This window comes from Holophagales bacterium, assembly GCA_016719485.1.
GTDB lineage: Bacteria > Acidobacteriota > Thermoanaerobaculia > UBA5066 > UBA5066 > UBA5066.
The window spans coordinates 21281-38105 of the sequence record JADJZB010000008.1; the positions used below are offsets into that span (position 1 = coordinate 21281).

The window sequence follows — 16825 nt, forward strand, 5'->3', positions numbered from 1 at the left end:
TGCGCGACATGCTCGTCGGCACGACCCGGTTCAACGAGCTCGCGCGCGGGCTGCCCGGCCTCTCGCGAAGTCTCCTGACGCGGAGGCTCCGACAGCTCGAACGGGCAGGCCTCGTCGAACGCGTCCGGAACGAGTACCTACTGACCGGGTCCGGGCGCGAGCTCGAGCCGATCGTGTTCGGGATCGGCGCGTGGGGCGCGCGCTGGACCTTCGGTGATCCCGAGACCGCCGAGCTCGATGCCGAGCTCCTCGTATGGTGGATGCACACCCGGCTCGACACCTCCGAGCTCCCCGGCAGGCGGCAGGTCTTCAGCGTGCGGTTCACCGACGACAGCAGGCGGTTCTGGATCGTGATCGAGTCGGGCTCTCCCTCGGTGTGCACGACCGATCCCGGCTTCGAGGTCGACGTCACCATCCGCACCGACGTCGGGACGCTCTACCAGGTCTGGCTGGGGCGCGTGCCCCTTCAGGACGCACTCCGTTCGGGACTCGTCGCGTTCGAAGGGGCCGCAGCACTCACCCGCCGGATGCCGGTGATCCTCCGGTTGAGCCCCGTCGCCGCCATCGTGAGCGCGGCCCGGGAAGCCCCGCCCTCCCGGTCGCATACGACCTGAGTTCCAACGCTCGAAGACAGTCCGTCTGCGACGCAGGGCGCCTCCGGGCGCCCCGCTCCCTACTTTCGGCCTCGGCCCGCCGCTGCCGCCTCCCGGGCGGCGGCGAGGTCGGCAATCGCCTGGAGGCACTCCCGCGTCTCCTTGTGTTTCTCGCCGCGGCTCGAGACGAAGAGCGGACGGGCCTCGAGGAGGTCCTTCTCGGCGGCGTCGAAGCGGCCGAGGGACGTGAAGGCCTTGCCCCGTCGCGTCAGGAGCTTGGCGACCCAGCGGGCATTCGCACCTTTGAATGCGTTGCGGGCCGCGGGCTCGACGCCGTCGAGGACCTTCACGGCCTCGGCGTTCCTGCCCTGGGCCTGCAGCACGCCGCCCGTGTTGATCGTCGTGATGAACGTGTTGGGATGCCCTTCGCCGAGGACGCGCCGGCACTTCTCCATCGCGTCCCGGTAGTACGTCTCCGCCTCCGCCAGGCGCCCCATGGCTTCGAGGACGACCCCGTAGTTGTTGATCGACGTGAGGGTGTCGGGGTGATCGACGCCGCGGACGCGGCGTTTCTTCTCGAGGGTCTCGCTGAGGACGGGCTCCGCCTCGGCGAGCCGGTCCACGGCCTGCAAAAATCGGCCGAGGTTCCCGAGGCAGGCGATGGTGTCGGGGTGCTCCTCGCCGAGCACGCGCCGCCGCGCCGCGAGCGTCTCGCGCAGGAGCGCCTCGGCCTCGGCGTACTTGTTCAGGTCCTGCAGCAGGAGGGCGAGGTTGTTCATCGCCGCGAGCGTGTTCGGGTGGTCCGCGCCGACCGCTCTTCGGTTCTTCTCGACCGCCTCGCGCTCGTAAGGCTCCGCCTCCGCCAGCTTCCCCTGGTATTGCAGGACGTAACCCATGTTGTTGATCGCCACGATCGTGTCCGGGTGCTCCTCGCCGAGCACCCGGCGGAACTTCTCCAGCGCCTCGCGCAGGAGCGGCTCGGCTTCGACGAAGCGCCCCTGGACAAGCAGCAGGAAACCGAGGTTGTTGACGGCGGTGACGGTCTCGGGAGCCTCCTCGCCGAGCGCGCGGCGGTGCCGCCCGAGGGAGTCGCGATGGACCGCCTCGGCCTCCTCCAGCCGGCCGAGCGACTGCAGGACGAGGGCCAGGTTGCCCTGCGTCGCCAGCGCCTCCCGGTGGTCTTCGCCCAGGACACGGCGCATCTTCTCGAGCGCTTCGCGGCAGAGCGGCTCGGCCTCGGCATGCCGGCCCTGCAGATGGAGCGCGTAGCCGAGGTTGTTCATCGACACGAGGGTGAACGGGTGCTCGACGCCCAGGACGCGACGGCTCCGCTCCATCGCGTCGCGCAGGAACGGCTCGGCCTCGGCCAGCTTTCCCTGCGCGCGGAGGAGGTCGCCCTTGGCGCCGAGCGAACGGAGAGTCTCCTCGCGCCCCTCGCCCAGGACGCGCCTCCGGGTCTCGAGCGCCCGGTCCTGGAGCGGCTGCGCGGCCTCGTAGAGTCCGAGGGTCTTGTAGAGGTCGGCCAGCACCTGGCGGAGCTGCGCGTCGACGGCCGGCTGGTCCGCGAACCGCGTGTCGATCGCCCTGACCGCCGGCTTCAGGATCGTGAGGTCGATGAGGTTGCGGGCCGCGTCGGTAGCGTTGACGCGGCTCCACTGCCCGGAAAAGCCCGCCACCTGCGCCGCGCGGGCCCGTTCGGGCACGCCGGCCTGCGCGAGCGCCCTCTCGAACCCGGCCGTGACCTCCTTCGTGAGCATCCGCCCCGCCGTCGCCGGGTCGACCTGGGCGAGCATCGCCGCCTGGAAGTCGGAGACCTTCCGGAGCTCCCCGGCCCTCATCTGAGCCTGGGCTTCCGCGGCCACGGCGCGGTCGCGCTGGCCGCGCGCGACCTTTGCCTGCCAGGCGAAGGCGACGACGCCGACGACGAGAGCTACGGCCACGGCGGATGCCGCCAGGACGCCGCCCCGATGGCGTCTCACGAACTTGCCCACGCGATACGCCGCGCCCGGTGGCGCCGCGACCACCGGCTCGCCGCCCAGGTAGCGCTGCACGTCCATCCCCAGGGCGTTGGCCGTCGGGTAGCGCCTCTGCCGGTCCTTCTCGAGCGCCCTCATGACGATCCAGTCGAGCTCACCACGGACGATTGCCGACAGGCGTTTCGGGGCCGTCTGCCGCTTCGCGGCGGCGGTCGCCAGCGTGTCGGCGGAGTGGCCGAGGCGCGTGGAGGGCTTCGGCGGGTCGACCTCGCGGATGATCCGCCGCACCTCGGCCAGCCCGGCGGCCTGCAGCTCGCGCGTGCTGAACGGCGTGGACCCGGTCAGCAGCTCGTAGAGGAGGACGCCGAGGGAATAGACGTCGGTGCGCGTGTCGATGTCGAGCGAGCCCTCGGCCTGCTCCGGGCTCATGTACTCGGGCGTGCCGATCATCGCCCCGTCCACGGTGAAGAGCGTCTCTCCGGCAGGCCTGTCCGCCATCGCCTTGGCGATGCCGAAGTCGATGACCTTGGCGTGGGGCTTTCCGTCGTGGGTCGAGACGAGGACGTTCGACGGCTTGATGTCGCGGTGGATGATCCCCTTCGTGTGGGCGTGCTGGACGGCGTTGCAGACCTGGGCGAAGAGCTCGAGCCGCGCCTCGACCGACAGCCCGTTGCGGTCGCAGTACTCCGAGATCGGAGCGCCGACGACGAGATCCATGACGAAGAAGGGGCGCCCCATCGGCGTCGCCCCCGCGTCGATGACGCGCGCGATGTTGGGGTGATCCATCATCGCGAGGGCCTGGCGCTCCAGCTCGAAGCGCGTCACGACCTTCTGCGTGTCCATCCCGGGCTTGAGGATCTTCACCGCGACGCGCCGGACGATCGGCTCCTCCTGCTCCGCGAGGAAGACCGTGCCGAAGCCGCCTTCCCCGAGCCTCTCCAGGAGCCGGTAGGGCCCGAGCTGCGTGCCCGGCCCCTCGAGGTGAGGCACGGCTCGCGCGCCGCCGGTCGCCGCGAGCGTCTCGGCGGACGAGATCGGGCCCGGTGCCCAGGTGTGGTCGACGGTCGGTTCGTCCGCCTGGAGGCTCGCTTCGACGCGGGCTCTCAGCGCCTCGTCGCCCCCGCAGGCCTCGTCGAGATAGTCCTTGCGGGCTGCCGGGTCGGCCAGCGCTCGCACGGCCCGCACGATGGAATCGATCTTCTGCGACACCGTTCCCCCCGTCGTTCGGCCGGGAGGATACCGTCGCACCGGCCTGGTGCAGAGGTCGGGCTGTTTCGCTGGACGGGAACGGTTCGGCGACCTGAATTGCCTGCCTCCGAACCGCCCGACACTTCCGGCCTAGAATTGATCGCCGTGCGCCGCATCGCCCTCTCCGCGGCAGCGCTCTTCTGTCTCGCCGTGGCGGCGTGCGGGTGGGTCGAGGAGAGCCGCGAGGCGGCGAAGCACGACGCGACGGGGATGGAGGCCCTTCTGGCCGCGGAGCGCGGGGACCTCGAAACGCTGAGGGCGGTTCTCGCGAAGGATCCGAAGGCCGCGAACGGGAAGCGCTGGACCTCGGGGACGCGAAAAGGCTCGATGCGCGCGCTGACCGACACCGCCCTGACCGCCGCCGTGAGGGCCCGGAACCTCGAGGCGGTCGACCTCCTCCTCGGGGCCGGGGCCGACGCGAACTTCCTCCTCGATTCGGGAGAGGCCCCGCTCGACGTCCTCGCCGCGGCCCAGCCGCGCGACGCCACGGCGCTTTCCCTCGCGAAGGCGCTCGTCGCCCGGGGCGCGCGGCTCGCGCCGAGGACCTGGGAGCGGACCGGCGAGACGACGTCGCCCCTCCACACCCTCGTCGCCGCGGGGGCGGTGAGGGACGGGGAGGACGGGCTCCTGCGCCTCTTCGCCTCCGAGCGTTCCGCCCTCTCCGCCACGAACGGCCGCGGCCTCACGCCCCTCCACATCGCGGCGATGGGCTGCCAGGACAGGACCGTCGAGGTGCTCCTCGAGGCCGGAGCGGACCCGATCGCCCGCACCGTCTCCTCCCGCGACGCCTGGCCTTCGCAGCGCACGGGCGATACGCCCCTTCACTCCGCCGCGGACTGCGGCCGGATCGACGTCGTCTTCGCGCTCTGCGCCGGCGGCGCGAACCCGCGCCTGACGAACGGGGCCGGAGAGACGCCCCTGGCGGCCTACCGGCGGGTTGCGGGCGCCGACCCGGGCCGTTCCGCGACCGCCGCGGACCCCCGGAAGTACGAGAGCGTCGTCGCAGCTCTCGCGCCCGGCGGTCCGTGCGACGCCTGGTACGGGAGGTTCCTGCGCGAGGGCCGGCCGGCCCGCTGGGAGGCGGTCCGCGTCGCGCGGTACGAGCTCGGGTGCTCGTTCGACTCGCGCTCCGACTGCGGCGACGCCGGTTGGGCCTTCGAGAAGGGAGAGGGGGTCGCCGTCGACCTCGGCAAGGCGATGGCCGCCTACCGGAAGGGGTGCGAGCTGAAGGGAGCCTGGGCCTGCGGGATGGTCGGGACCCTCCACGAGAACGGAGCGGGCGTTCCCGAAGACCCGGCCGACGCGGCCCGGTGGTACGCGACGGGCTGCGACGGCGACGATGGCCAGAGCTGCTATCGGCTCGGCGCGCTCGCCCGCGACGGCCGGGGCGTGACGCAGGATCGGGCACGAGCCCTCGCCCTTTTCGACAAGGCCTGCGAGCGGAAGTACGAGAAGGGGTGCGCGGGGGCCAGCGCCCTGCGTTGACCGGGGCGCGACCGTCGCCCCGGAGGACGGCCGGCTCCCTCTCTACACGCTCATCTCGCCCGCCGCTCGACGTAGCGGCTGAGCGCCTCGACGGCCTCGTCGAGCATCTCGTCCCGGCCGAAGCGGTCCGGCGCCGCGTGAACGAGGACGACGCTGACGGTTTCGGTGACCGCGGCGAGGAGAAAGGCCATCAGCGCGCGATTGCCCGGGCGGACGTCGGGCCGGGCCGACAGGATCTCCGCCAGCGTGGCGACGTGGCTCTGCTTGTAGCCGGCCAGCCCCTCGGGGACCACCGGCATCTGGCCGACCTGCTGCTCGATGGCGCGAGAGAGGCGGGGATCGGCCTCGTGCACTTCGCGCAGCCGCTCGAGGAGGAGCCGGATCCCGTGCCGGAGGGGAACGGCGGGATCCCGGAGCAGGGGAATGCAGGCGCGGATCGCCGATTCCACCGCGGCGAGGTGGCGCGCCAGGAGCGCCGTCAGGACCGCGTCCTTGTTCGGGAAATACTGGTAGAGCGACCCGACCGACACGCCCGCCCGCCGGGCGATGTGGTTCGTGCTCGTCCGCGCGTACCCCCGCGAGGAGAAGAGATCGATCGCCGCCTCGAGGATCGCCCCCACCGTCTCGCGGGCCCGGTCCTGGGTCGGGCTCTTGCGCGGGGCGAGCCTCCGGGGAAGCCGGACGCGGGGCGCATCCTCCACGCGAATGCGAGCACCCGTGGAGGCGGTCCGTCGGCGGGCGGCGCCGGAGGGCTTCCGGCCCGCGCGAGATCCCGGCCGGGGCGGGGTCGGGTCGGTCACGAGGGCTCCTCTCGAAAGCGAGTCGACGAAGCGAGCGATCGCTCGTATCTTGAAGACATGATACCGAACGAAAGCTCACATACGCAGCCCGCCCCCTCGGGCGGAGTCCACGTCTGCCCCGCCTGGGCCGGGCCGCTCCTCTGCTGCCCCCTGCGTCGTCTCTTCGAACGGCCGGAGACGCTCCTCGGCGATCACGTGAAGCCCGGGATGACCGTCCTCGAGCCGGGCTGCGGGATGGGCTACTTCACGCTGCCGATCGCGCGGATGACGGGTCCGGCGGGCCGGGTGGTCGCCGTCGATCTCCAGTCGAAGATGATCGAAGGCCTGACCCGGCGCGCCCGTCGCGCGGGGCTCCTGGACCGGATCGAGGCCGTCGCCTGCGCCGACGGGGACCTCGGTCTGGCGGCCCGGCCGGGAGTCGTCGACCTCGCCGTCGCAATTCACGTCCTCCACGAGGTCCGCGACCGCCAGCGGTTTCTCGGACAGCTTTACGCCGCCCTCCGTCCGGGAGGCCGGCTGCTCCTCCTCGAGCCGAAGGGGCACGTCTCCCGCGAGGCGCTCGATGCGGAGCTGGCCCTCTCGGAGCGGGCGGGCTTTCGCCCGGCCGGAGAGCCTCTCCACCGGCGCAGCCACGGAGCCCTGCTCGAGAAGCCCCGATAGGGCGCGGCGACAGCGGCGAGGGCGGAGGGGAGGAACGCGAGCCCGACGGCTAGACTCGCCGCGCGAGGTTCCCGATGAGCTCAGCACGACGTGCGTCCGCGATCCTTCTCTCGCTTGCCGCCCTCACGAGCCGGACGCTTCCCGCCGCGCCGCCCGATCCGGCCACCTTCTCGATCGCCGCAGCCGATCCGGCGACCGGCGAGGTCGGGGTTGCGGTGGCGAGCCGCTTCTTCGCCGTCGGGACGGTCGTCCCGTGGGCGAAGGCGGGGGTCGGCGCCGTGGCGACGCAGGCTTCGGCGAACACCTCGTTCGGGCCGAACGGCCTCGACCTGATGGCCCGCGGCGTCACGGCGGAGGAGGCGTTGAAGGTCCTGCTTCGCGCGGATGACGGGCGCGACCGCCGACAGGTGGGCCTCGTGACCTCCTCGGGCGACTCGGCGACCTATTCCGGCTCGGGGTGCAATTCGTGGGCGGGAGGCCGGCGCGGACCGAACTACGCGGTGCAGGGGAACATCCTGACGGGCGAGGCCGTCGTCGTCGCGATGGAGAAGTCCTTCCTCGGAAGCGCCGGAAGACCGCTCGCAGAGAGGCTGCTGGCGGCTCTCGCCGCGGGCGACGCGGCCGGAGGGGACAGCCGCGGGCGGCAGTCGGCGGCGCTCCTCGTCTGCCGCGCGAAGGGGGGCTACAACGGCTTCACCGACCGGGCGGTCGACGTCCGGGTGGACGATCACGCCGACCCCTTCCGCGAGCTGTCGCGCCTCGTCGGGATGGGCGTCGTGAACGATCTCTGGAACCGGGGCTGGACGGCGTTCATGGAGAAGCGGTTCGCCGAGGCGCTGAAGTGGCAGGAGCAGGCGACGGCCCGCGCGGAGGGGCAGCCGGCCATGCTCCCCGAAGTGGTCTACGACCTCGCCGTCATCCGGCTCGCCGCCGGCGACAGGCCCGGAGCGCTCTCCGCGGCGCACCGGGCGCTGAAGCTGAACCCGAAGCTCGCCGCGCAGGCGGCATCCGACCCCGACCTGGCGGCGATCCGGCCGGAGCTGCCGTAGGCTCGAGAGTCAGCTGCCCGGAAACAGCCGGAGGTAGCGCACCGTCACGAGGGCGTCGGCGAGAAGCAGGAGCGCCGCCAGGAGGAAGGCGAGCCACGTCGCTCGCCCGATACGGCGGATGCCGGCTACGGCGGCGACGCCGAGGCACGGAAGGAGCGGCAGGTAGTAGCGGGCGTGCATGCCGCCGAGGCGGCCCGTCTCGACGTAGCCCGCGTGGGCGTAGACGAGGTTGACGGCCAGCGTCACCGCGAAGGCGACGGACCCGATCCGGGCGAGGGTGCGGCCGGTCCGGTCGTTCCCCGCCGGGTCCCGGTCGGATGCGGCGAGGCCGACCGCGGCGAGGACCAGCAGGAGCGCCGGACCGCCGAGCGTCCAGGCCGGTCCCACCGGTAGCCAGACGTGACCGGTGATGGAGAGCCAGGTCGAGGCGAGCGCTTTGGCCATGCCCACGCCCCACGCCGTCAGCGGCATCCGTGCTCCCTCCCGCGCGACGACGAACGCCGACCGGGCAAAGGCCTCCGGGTTCGTCACGTCGAGCGACGGGATGGGCGTGCCGTACCGGACGAGGACCGGAACGAAGTGGAGCACGGGAAGGACGAGCCAGGGGAGAACGGCGAACAGGAACCGCCCGCGCGTTCCCCGGGGCGCGAGCCTCCAGGTCTCGACGAGAGTGGCGAAGACCGCGACGGAGACGAGGAGGCCGGCCGTCGCCTTCGACAGGAGTGCGACCGCGAGGCCGGCTCCGAGAAGCGTCGCGGTGAGGAGATCGGAGCGTCCCTCCAGCCTGCGGGAGATGCCGAGGAGGGCGATCCCGCCCGACAGGAAGGCGAGAACGTCGTTGTTGACGGCGGCGCCGACGAACGCGAAGGCCGGGACCGTCGAGACCGCCGCCGCATAGACCACGTGCCCCGGGAGGGACCAGGGCCGTCTCCACCCGAGGACGAGCAGGAGCGCCGCGGCCGCCACGAAAAGGGGTGCGGACGCGTGGCGAAGGCGCCTCGTGAGGTCGTCGAGGGACGGGGTCCCGGGCGCGCCGAAAGCCCGACCGACGACGCCGATCACGGCGTAGTAGGGCGATGGGTGCGCCAGATAGTTCGAGAGCTCGCCGAAACGGCCACTCTCGTCGAGAAGGCGCATCTCCTCGTAGCGCGGCACGAATCGGCCCGCGCTTCCCACGTACGCGGCGTAGGAGACGTGCGCCGGCTCGTCGGGCGGAACGCCGGGCGGGACGTTCTCGGAGAACAACACGGCCTTCGCCATGAGATAGACGAAGGCAATGATGTAGACGAGACCCGTCGGCAGGGAGGCCCGGGGAGCCACGTTCGGCGGCCTGCGGGACGTCGGCTCGCCGCCCCCGTCAGGCGGAGAGCGCGGCCCCGGCGCGGTTCGCAGGTGGTCGAGGGTCGCCGACATCGCGGCCTCGAGGTGGGGCGTCGGCCCGGCGAAGGGATGAACGGCGCCGAAGGTGTGGCCGGCTCCGTCGATCGCGGCGAGCCGCGCGTGCGCGGTACTGGCCGTGGCGAGCTCTTCGGCCTCCGTGAACGGCACCGTCTCGTCCGCGGTGCCGTGGACGACGAGCCACGCGGAGCGGAGGCGCCGCGCCGCGGAGAGCAGGTCGAGGCGGGCGCGGTTCCCGAGGACGTCGTCGAGGAAGTCGACCCCCATCGGGAGGACCTGCCCCGTCCGCGCGTTCACGACCTCGTAGACGCCGGTTCGCCGCCACCCGGCGAGCGTCGCCTCGTCGGCGATCCGGTCGAAGTGCGAGACGGCCGCCCAGGTGACGAGCGCCTTCACCTCCGGCCGCTCGGCCGCGCCGAGGAGGGCGATGCCGCCGCCGCGGCTGTGGCCCATCAGGCCGAGGCGGGACGGGTCGAGCGTGGGGCCGAGCCGTCCCGCGAGGATGGCGTCGAGGACCGTGTCGAGGTCCTCGCGCTCGATGGAGAGCGTGTTCTTCCGGAAAGCGTCGAGGTCCTCGATGTCGCCGTCCGGGTCGCGGACGCCGTTGCGGGAGAAGTTGAAGTGGACGGCCGCCAGCCCCGCGGCCGCGAGGCGCGCACCGAGCCAGGGGTGGAAGCCCCAGTCCTTGAAGCCCTTGAAGCCGTGGCAGACGACCACGACGGGGTGCGGGCCCTCTCCTTCGGGCAGGCGGAGGTCCCCGTGGATCGGCTGGCCCAGGAAGCTCTGGAGCGTGAAGCGGCTGTGGATCACGAGCCGATTCTGTCTCACGCGATCGGCAAGAAGACGCGAAGGTCGATTCCCCCGGCGTCCGCCGGAAGGGCAACGGCCCCCCGGACGCCCGGCGTCAGGATGTCGAAGGCCACGGGCGGGCCGGCGTCGAAGGCGACGTCGGGGACCGGGAGGCGCGAGAGGTTCGTCAGGAGGAGCCCCTGCCGCGGGTGGACGACGTGGCACTCCTCCATCGCCTCGAGCCCCTCCGCGCGACGAAGCCTCTCGAGGGCGACGAGCGAGAGCTGCGCCGCCTCCGCGTCGATCCCGTCGACGGCGCGGCGCACGCGCGTCGCGAGGTCGCCGATCGGCGCACCACCGAGCTCCCCGCGCGGGATCGACGCCTTCGCGAGGGCGACCGCGTTGCCGAAGTAGGTTGGCCCGACGGCCGGGTGGATCCTCCGGAAATCGACCGGGCAGCTGACGTAGGTGTCGAGGGAGGGGTCCTCACCGGCCCACTCCACGAGGTACTTCTTCCAGAGCCACGCCGCCGCCGTGTCGTTGTGCGAGAGGCGGACCGGGTTCCCCTCCTGGGCCTCCCGGTGCATCGCGACGAGCTCCGCCCGGGAGAGGACGTGGCGGTGCGGGCGGATGTGGTCCCGATCCACCTCGGTGCGGCGTCCGGCCCGGAACAGCCCTCCCGCGGCGAGGGGGGTCGGTCACCGTGCCGCTCCCGTCGACCGCCGGCACGAGCGCCTCCCGCGCGTGCGACGGCGGCGGGAACGGCTCGCCCCGGAAGAGGCGCGCCCAGCTCGTCAGGAAATGGAAGTAGCTGTAGCCGTCGGCGACGGCGTGGGAGAGGCTGAAGCCGAGGACGCAGCCGTTCGGCGTCCGGGTCAGGAGGACCCGCGCGAGCGGCTCTCCTTCGCGGCCGTCGACGGGATCGAGGAAGACGGTCCGGCGCTCGGTCTCCGCAAAGCCGGTCGCCGACTCCGCCACGCGGAAGGCGCAGCCCCCCTCGTACGGCTCGAAGGCCAGGGCGTTGCCCGCAACCCGGACGAAGCGGCTCGAGACGGGCGGGAACGCTTCGAGCGCGCGGTGCAGGCTCTGCTCGAGCCGGCCCGCGTCCATCGCACCCGCGTAGGCGAAGGCGAACTCGATGGGGTAGGCGCCGCGGCCGGTGAAGACGTGGTCGATCGGCGAGAGAGGGATGAGCGTCATCGCGACGATGATCGCCCGTCGCCGCGGGAACCGCCACGGCTGCCGGGGCCCCGCGCCGAGCTAAGCGCGCGGGAGGGTGAAGCTGAACGTGCAGCCGGCGCCGGTCGCCCCGCCGCTCTCCACGGCCACCTCGCCGCCCATCCTCTCCACGAGCCGGCGGACGATCGACAGGCCGAGACCGTGCCCGTCGGCGTCCCCCCGCCAGAGCCGGGTGAACGGCGCGAACGTCTTCGCCCGCTCTTCAGGGGTCAGCCCCCGACCGTTGTCGCGCACCCAGACGCGGACACGGCGGTCGTCCAGGACCGTCGCCCCGAGCTCGACCCGCGGGGGCCGGCCTCCGTACTTCAGCGCGTTGCTCACGTAGTTCGTGAGGACCTGCTCGACCCACGGGGCATAGCCCGCCGCCGCGGGCCACGAGCCCGGCAGGAGGACCTCGGCCCGCAGGCGCTTCACCTCGTGCGCGAGACCGGCCAGGCTCTCGCCCGCGATGGGACCCAGGTCGAGGGGCGCCATCGGGACGTCCGACCGGCGGGTCTCTCCGATGAGGAGGAGCGCGTCGATGATCGTCTGCATCTTCCGCGCGCTCCGGGTGATCGCGTCGAGCGATTCCCGCCGTTCGGACTCCGGCAGGGTGTCGGCGCCCTGCTCGAGGTGCTCGGCGAACCCCAGGATGGCCGACACGGGGTTCTTCAGGTCGTGGGCGACGGTGTGGGCGTACGCGTCGAGCTCCTCGTTTCGAGCCACGAGCGCCGCGTGCGACGCGCCGAGAGCCGCCTCCATCTCCCTGGCCACCGTGACGTCCTCGAAGACCGTGGCGAACTCGCCCCGGGCCGGGGAGAACACGAGGATCCGGAAGTGGCGCCGGAGCGGCGCGAAGTAGGCCTCCATCCGCGCCGGCTCGCCGGTGATCGCGACGCGCCCGAAGACGTCGAGGTACGGGGCTCCGCCGGCGCCGTAGAGGTTCGAGGCCAGGCGCCCGACGGCGTCCTCCTTGCGGATTCCGGTGTGGGCCTCGTACGCCGGGTTGGCGTCGGTGAGGACGTAGTCGGCCGGCTCGCCCCGCTCGTCGAGCAGGAGACGGTGCAACGCGACTCCCTCGGTCATCGTCTCGAAGAGCGCCCGGAACCGCGCCTCTCCATCGCCGGCCGCCCCGGCAGCGATCTCTTCGGCCCGCGAATCCTTCGACCAGCTCGCGTCGTCCATGGGGCGCCTCCGCGGTGCAGCGGCATTCTCTCCGAAAGCCGCGACAGGCGCGTGCTCAGCGCGAGTCGTAGATCCTGCAGCCGGGCAGCTCGATCGCCGAGAGGAAGCCCCCCATCCCGGCGCCGGTGTCGATGCCGGCGAGGCCACCCGTGAGGAAGACGTCGAGCGGGTCATTGGGGGTGAAGGTCGAGTTCTCCTGCGGCAGCCGCTTCACCGGCGTGTGGCCGAAGACGACGCGCTTGCCGGCGTAGCTCTGGTAGAAGGTCCGGCTCCTCTGCCAGAGGAGCGGCCTCGGGTCCTTCACTTCCGACGGGTGGAGCCAGCGTTCCCCTTCGAACGGCAGGCCCGCGTGGACGTAGATGGCGTGCTCGTCCTCGTGGAAGTAGGCCAGGGTCTTCATCCACTCCACGACGTCGGCCGGAAAGAAGGTGCCCATCGCCATCGCGCGCATCTCGTCGGCCGTCGGGTCCTCCTCCCGCTCGGGAGGAAGGCCTCCGGTGAACGAGCGGTAGGTCATGTAGCAGCCGTTCCCGCGGGGAAGGACGAACTCGGGCGCGCCCTCGCGGCACGCCTTCAGCCAGGCGTCCTCGTGGTTTCCGCGAAGGAGGACGACGCGGGCCGCGGTTTCCTTCTGCAGCGCGCGCACCCGGCGGACGACCCCGGCCGGGTCCGGGCCCCGATCGACGTAGTCGCCGACGAACAGGAGCGTGTCGCCCGCGCCGAGGACCGGCAGGCGCGACAGCAGCGTCTCGAGGCCCTTCAGGTCCCCGTGCACGTCTCCGATCGCAATCGTTCTTCCGGCCGCCATCGTCGCTCCCTGGCGCGGACGATACCGGAGGATGGGAACAGGAGCACGCGGGGTCCCGGCGGCCTGATAACCTGACCTGTCGGGCTGGCCCGCCGGGGGCCCACCACATTCGGAGGCGACGATGCGCGTTCGGGCCGGAGTCCTGCTTCTTCTCCTGACCCTTCTCCCCTCCCTCTCGCGCGCCGCCGAGGCGCCGGGCGCCGAAGAACGGCTGAAGGCCCTCGAGGCGAAGCTGACGGACCTGGAGTTCCAGCTGGACCAGGTTCGGAAGTCCAGCGACGACGCCCTCTTCTGGCTTCGTCTCTCCGACGTGGCCGAGGTCGACAAGGTCTCGATCGCCGGCCCGCCGAACCCGCGCGGGACGGCGCGCTACGGCATCGCGAACGAGCGCCACCCGATGCGCTTCGCCCAGTACGTCTTCGCGCCGAAGAAGCGCGAGGCCGGCCGCAAGTACCCCGTCGTCGTCCTGCCCCACGGGGGGGTTCACGGCGACTTCGGCACGTACCACGTCCACATCGTGAAGGAGATGCTCGCGAAGGGGTGGGTCGTCCTCGCCCCCGAGTACCGCGGATCGACCGGGTACGGGAAGGGCTTCTACGACGCGATCGACTACGGCGGCCTCGAGGTGGACGACGTCGTGGCCGGCCTGGATTGGGCCGTCGCCGACCTGCCCTACGTCGACGGTTCCCGCGCGGCGATCGCCGGCTGGAGCCACGGCGGCCTGATCGCCCTGCTTGCCGTGATGCACCACCCGGAGAAGTTCCGGGCGGCCTACGCTGGCGTGCCGGTCACCGACCTCGTGACGCGCCTCGGCTACCACGAGCAGTCGTACGAGGACCTCTTCGCGGCGAAGGGCCACGTCGGCAAGAAGGTCGTCGAGGACGTCGACGAGTACCGCAGGCGAAGCCCCGTCTTCTGGGCCTCAAAGCTGAAGACGCCGCTCCTGATCCACGCCACGACGAACGACCGCGACGTGAACGTGCTCGAGACGGAGAACCTGGTCAACGCCCTGAAGGCGGAAGGGAAGAAGTTCGAGGTCCGGATCTACAAGGACGCCCCGGCCGGGCACTCCTTCAACCGGATCGACACGCCGTTCGCGAAGGAGTCGCGCAGGGAGATCTGGGACTTCCTCGAGAAGCACCTCGGGAATTGAAGCCCCTCCGCTAGACTGAGCGACGGAATTCCCAAGCGGGGAGGTTGCGTTGGCCGGAACAGGAATCTCGGTCGGAGGGTTTCTCGCACGTCTCCTCGCCGCGGGCGTGCTCGTCTTCGCGACCTACAACCCGACGGGGTACTCCTTCGCCCACTGGGTCCGCCAGACCGGCGGCGGACCGCTCCCGCTGAAGGTCCTCGCCGGGATCTTTCTCGCGGCGGGCTGGCTCTTCTGCGTGAGATCGACGCTCCGGTCGCTCGGGCACGTCGGCACCGCGCTCGCCGCGGGCTTCTTCGGCGTCCTCATCTGGCTTTTCGTCGACCTGCAGGGCACCGACGTGAAGGGATCGGCGATCGCCTGGTTCGTCCTCTCGTGCCTCGCCGCAACGCTCGCCGTCGGCCTCTCGTTCTCCCTGGTGAAGCGCCGCGTCACCGGCCAGATCGACGACACCGAGGAGTGATCGGCTGAGGATCGGCATCGACCTCGGAGGGACGAAGACCGAGGCGCTGGCCCTGGGCGAGGCTGGCCGCGAGCTCCTTCGTCTGCGGCGCCCGACCCCGCCCGACTACGACGGCACGCTCGCCGCAATCGCCGGCCTCGTCGCCGAGGTCGAGACGACGCTCGGAGCGCGCGGAACGGTCGGCGTCGGGATGCCCGGAACGATCTCCCCCGCAACCGGCCTCGTGAAGAACGCGAACTCCACCTGGCTCCTCGGCCGCCCGCTCGGCACCGATCTCGCCCGCCTCCTCGGGCGCGACGTCCGCCTCGCCAACGACGCGAACTGCTTCGCCCTCTCCGAGGCGAGCGACGGCGCGGCCGCCGGAGCCGCGTGCGTCTTCGGCGTCATCGTCGGGACGGGCACGGGCGGCGGAATCGTCGTGAACGGCCAGGTCCGCACCGGCCCGAACGCGGTCGCCGGCGAGTGGGGTCACAACCCGCTCCCGTGGGCCCGGGAGGACGAGCAGCCCGGCCCCGCCTGCTGGTGCGGAAAGTACGGCTGCATCGAGACCTTCCTCTCCGGGCCGGGCCTGTCGCGCGATCATCTTGCGGCGACGGGCGAGGCGCGGAGCGCGGCCGAGCTCGCCGTCGCGGCCGCCACGGGTGACGCCGGCGCGACGGCCACTCTCACACGCCATACCCACCGGATGGCCCGCGCCCTCGCGAGCGTCATCAACGTCCTCGACCCCGACGTGATCGTCCTCGGCGGAGGACTCTCGAACCTTGCCTCGCTCTACGACGAGGTTCCCCGCCTCTGGGGACGATGGGTATTCTCGGACCGCGTCGACACGCCGCTCCTCCCGCCCCGCTGGGGCGACTCCTCGGGCGTTCGCGGCGCCGCCTGGCTCTTCTGCGACGACGAAGCTCCGGAGGTGCCGCGATGAAACGCTCGCGTCTTCGCGCCGAGATCGGCGAACAGCCCGACGTCCTGACGCGCCTCCTCGTCCGCGAGGGCGCGAATGTCCGGCGGATCGCACGCGGCCTCTCGCGCCACGACCTGCGCTTCGTCCTGATCGCCGCGCGCGGCACGTCCGACAACGCCGCCCGCTACGCGCAGTACGCCCTCGGCCTGACCTGCCGTCTGCCGGTCGCGCTTGCCGGTCCGTCTCTCGTCACGCTGTACGACAGTCCCCCGAAACTCAAGGGCGCGCTCGTCGTCGGCATCTCGCAGTCGGGCCGCTCACCCGACGTCGTCGAGACGATCGCCGCCGCCCGCTCAGCGGGATCCCCGACCCTCGCCATCGTGAACGACCCCGAGAGTCCGCTCGCCCGAGCGGCGGCCGAGGTGATCCCGCTCCACGCCGGCGAGGAGAAGAGCATCGCGGCGACGAAGACCTACACCGCCCAGCTCCTGGCCGTCGCGCTCCTGGCCTCCGCCCTGTCGTCCTCGCGGCGCTTCGCCGAAGGGCTCGGGGCCCTCCCCGACGCCGTCGCGGACACCCTCGGCGTCGAGGCCGCCGCCCGGCGCGCCGCCGCCCGGCTGGCGCACGCGTCGCGCCTCGTCGTCCTGTCGCGCGGCCTGAACTACCCGACGGCCCACGAGATCGCCCTCAAGCTGAAGGAGCTCGCGCTCCTCGACGCGGAAGCCCTCTCGGGCGCCGACTTCATGCACGGCCCAATCGCCCTCGCCGGTCCGAAACTCCCTACGATCGTCGTCTCGCCTCCCGGCACGGCAACCGAGGCCGATCTCGCCGCGCTGGCCGCCGAGCTGAGGCGGCGCGGGAGCCCGGTCCTCCTCATCGGCCCCGCCGGGCGCGGGTCTCTGCCGGTCCCACGCCTCCCCGAGCTCCTTTCGCCCATCGTCGCCGTCGTTCCCGGGCAGCTTCTCGCCTTCCACGCGGCCCGCGCGCGCGGCCTCGATCCCGACGCTCCGCGCGGCCTTTCGAAGGTGACGGAGACCCGTTGACGGCGTCGAGGAGTAAGCTTTCCAGTCCGAGCTGGTTCGCGGAAACGAACGCTCGAAGG

15 protein-coding genes are annotated in these 16825 nt (G+C 72.1%); 8 read left to right on the plus strand and 7 right to left on the minus strand.

Annotated features, from left to right (window positions below; genetic code table 11):
- Positions 1-8 precede the first annotated feature (8 nt).
- Positions 9-614 carry a winged helix-turn-helix transcriptional regulator gene (locus IPN03_06510; GenBank protein ID MBK9373377.1) on the plus strand — a complete coding sequence of 202 codons (606 nt, stop codon included), beginning with the start codon at positions 9-11 and terminating at the stop codon, positions 612-614.
- A gap of 59 nt (positions 615-673) precedes the next feature.
- Here IPN03_06510 and IPN03_06515 read toward each other — a convergent pair whose 3' ends face one another.
- Complete coding sequence (locus tag IPN03_06515; GenBank protein ID MBK9373378.1) at positions 674-3778, minus strand: serine/threonine protein kinase; 3105 nt, start codon at positions 3776-3778, stop codon at positions 674-676.
- 144 nt (positions 3779-3922) lie between these two features.
- On the opposite strand from IPN03_06515, the gene IPN03_06520 reads away from it, so the two are divergent.
- Positions 3923-5302: an ankyrin repeat domain-containing protein gene (locus IPN03_06520; GenBank protein MBK9373379.1), complete on the plus strand. Its 1380-nt coding sequence runs from the start codon at positions 3923-3925 to the stop codon at positions 5300-5302.
- 50 nt (positions 5303-5352) lie between these two features.
- Here the strand turns inward: IPN03_06520 and IPN03_06525 are convergent, their stop codons facing one another.
- Positions 5353-6102 carry a TetR/AcrR family transcriptional regulator gene (locus tag IPN03_06525; protein MBK9373380.1) on the minus strand — a complete coding sequence of 250 codons (750 nt, stop codon included), beginning with the start codon at positions 6100-6102 and terminating at the stop codon, positions 5353-5355.
- A 57-nt stretch (positions 6103-6159) separates the two neighbouring features.
- Here IPN03_06525 and IPN03_06530 point away from each other — a divergent pair, with 57 nt between their 5' ends.
- Together IPN03_06530 and IPN03_06535 are read left to right on the plus strand one after the other, a co-directional pair.
- Positions 6160-6762, plus strand: a complete 603-nt coding sequence (locus IPN03_06530; protein ID MBK9373381.1) for a methyltransferase domain-containing protein — start codon at positions 6160-6162, stop codon at positions 6760-6762.
- Between the two features lie 74 nt (positions 6763-6836).
- Positions 6837-7811, plus strand: coding sequence for a DUF1028 domain-containing protein (locus IPN03_06535; protein MBK9373382.1), 975 nt, complete (start codon positions 6837-6839; stop codon positions 7809-7811).
- A gap of 9 nt (positions 7812-7820) precedes the next feature.
- Here IPN03_06535 and IPN03_06540 read toward each other — a convergent pair whose 3' ends face one another.
- Genes IPN03_06540 through IPN03_06560 form a run of 5 tightly spaced genes read right to left on the minus strand, consistent with a single transcriptional unit; the run spans position 7821 to position 13209 of the window.
- On the minus strand, positions 7821-10019 hold the full coding sequence (locus IPN03_06540) for a dienelactone hydrolase family protein (protein MBK9373383.1): 2199 nt from the start codon (positions 10017-10019) through the stop codon (positions 7821-7823).
- 14 nt (positions 10020-10033) lie between these two features.
- Positions 10034-10585 (minus strand): hypothetical protein, encoded by a 552-nt coding sequence (locus IPN03_06545; protein ID MBK9373384.1) that lies wholly within the window; start codon positions 10583-10585, stop codon positions 10034-10036.
- A complete protein-coding gene (locus IPN03_06550; protein ID MBK9373385.1) occupies positions 10485-11198 on the minus strand; it encodes a hypothetical protein in 714 nt (237 codons plus the stop codon). Before IPN03_06550 ends, IPN03_06545 begins: the two co-directional genes overlap by 101 nt.
- 60 nt (positions 11199-11258) lie before the next feature.
- Positions 11259-12401, minus strand: a complete 1143-nt coding sequence (locus tag IPN03_06555; GenBank protein ID MBK9373386.1) for a PAS domain-containing sensor histidine kinase — start codon at positions 12399-12401, stop codon at positions 11259-11261.
- A gap of 55 nt (positions 12402-12456) precedes the next feature.
- Positions 12457-13209: a serine/threonine protein phosphatase gene (locus IPN03_06560; protein ID MBK9373387.1), complete on the minus strand. Its 753-nt coding sequence runs from the start codon at positions 13207-13209 to the stop codon at positions 12457-12459.
- 121 nt (positions 13210-13330) lie between these two features.
- On the opposite strand from IPN03_06560, the gene IPN03_06565 reads away from it, so the two are divergent.
- From IPN03_06565 to IPN03_06580, 4 genes are all read left to right on the plus strand, one after another.
- Positions 13331-14362, plus strand: a complete 1032-nt coding sequence (locus IPN03_06565; GenBank protein ID MBK9373388.1) for a S9 family peptidase — start codon at positions 13331-13333, stop codon at positions 14360-14362.
- 64 nt (positions 14363-14426) lie between these two features.
- Positions 14427-14822, plus strand: a complete 396-nt coding sequence (locus IPN03_06570) for a hypothetical protein (protein ID MBK9373389.1) — start codon at positions 14427-14429, stop codon at positions 14820-14822.
- A 4-nt stretch (positions 14823-14826) separates the two neighbouring features.
- The gene (locus IPN03_06575; protein ID MBK9373390.1) at positions 14827-15744 is read left to right on the plus strand and encodes an ROK family protein; all 918 of its coding nucleotides are present in this window, start codon (positions 14827-14829) and stop codon (positions 15742-15744) included.
- Positions 15741-16766, plus strand: coding sequence for an SIS domain-containing protein (locus tag IPN03_06580; GenBank protein ID MBK9373391.1), 1026 nt, complete (start codon positions 15741-15743; stop codon positions 16764-16766). Before IPN03_06575 ends, IPN03_06580 begins: the two co-directional genes overlap by 4 nt.
- Positions 16767-16825: the final 59 nt, after the last annotated feature.

Bases quoted from the DNA above. Each gene is read 5' to 3' on its own strand.
- IPN03_06510 (MBK9373377.1), top strand. From the start codon at position 9: ATGCTCGTCGGCACGACCCGGTTCAACGAGCTCGCGCGCGGGCTGCCC.
- IPN03_06530 (MBK9373381.1), top strand. From the start codon at position 6,160: ATGATACCGAACGAAAGCTCACATACGCAGCCCGCCCCCTCGGGCGGA.
- IPN03_06535 (MBK9373382.1), top strand. From the start codon at position 6,837: ATGAGCTCAGCACGACGTGCGTCCGCGATCCTTCTCTCGCTTGCCGCC.
- IPN03_06545 (MBK9373384.1), bottom strand. From the start codon at position 10,585: ATGCACCGGGAGGCCCAGGAGGGGAACCCGGTCCGCCTCTCGCACAAC.
- IPN03_06550 (MBK9373385.1), bottom strand. From the start codon at position 11,198: ATGACGCTCATCCCTCTCTCGCCGATCGACCACGTCTTCACCGGCCGC.
- IPN03_06555 (MBK9373386.1), bottom strand. From the start codon at position 12,401: ATGGACGACGCGAGCTGGTCGAAGGATTCGCGGGCCGAAGAGATCGCT.
- IPN03_06560 (MBK9373387.1), bottom strand. From the start codon at position 13,209: ATGGCGGCCGGAAGAACGATTGCGATCGGAGACGTGCACGGGGACCTG.
- IPN03_06565 (MBK9373388.1), top strand. From the start codon at position 13,331: ATGCGCGTTCGGGCCGGAGTCCTGCTTCTTCTCCTGACCCTTCTCCCC.
- IPN03_06580 (MBK9373391.1), top strand. From the start codon at position 15,741: ATGAAACGCTCGCGTCTTCGCGCCGAGATCGGCGAACAGCCCGACGTC.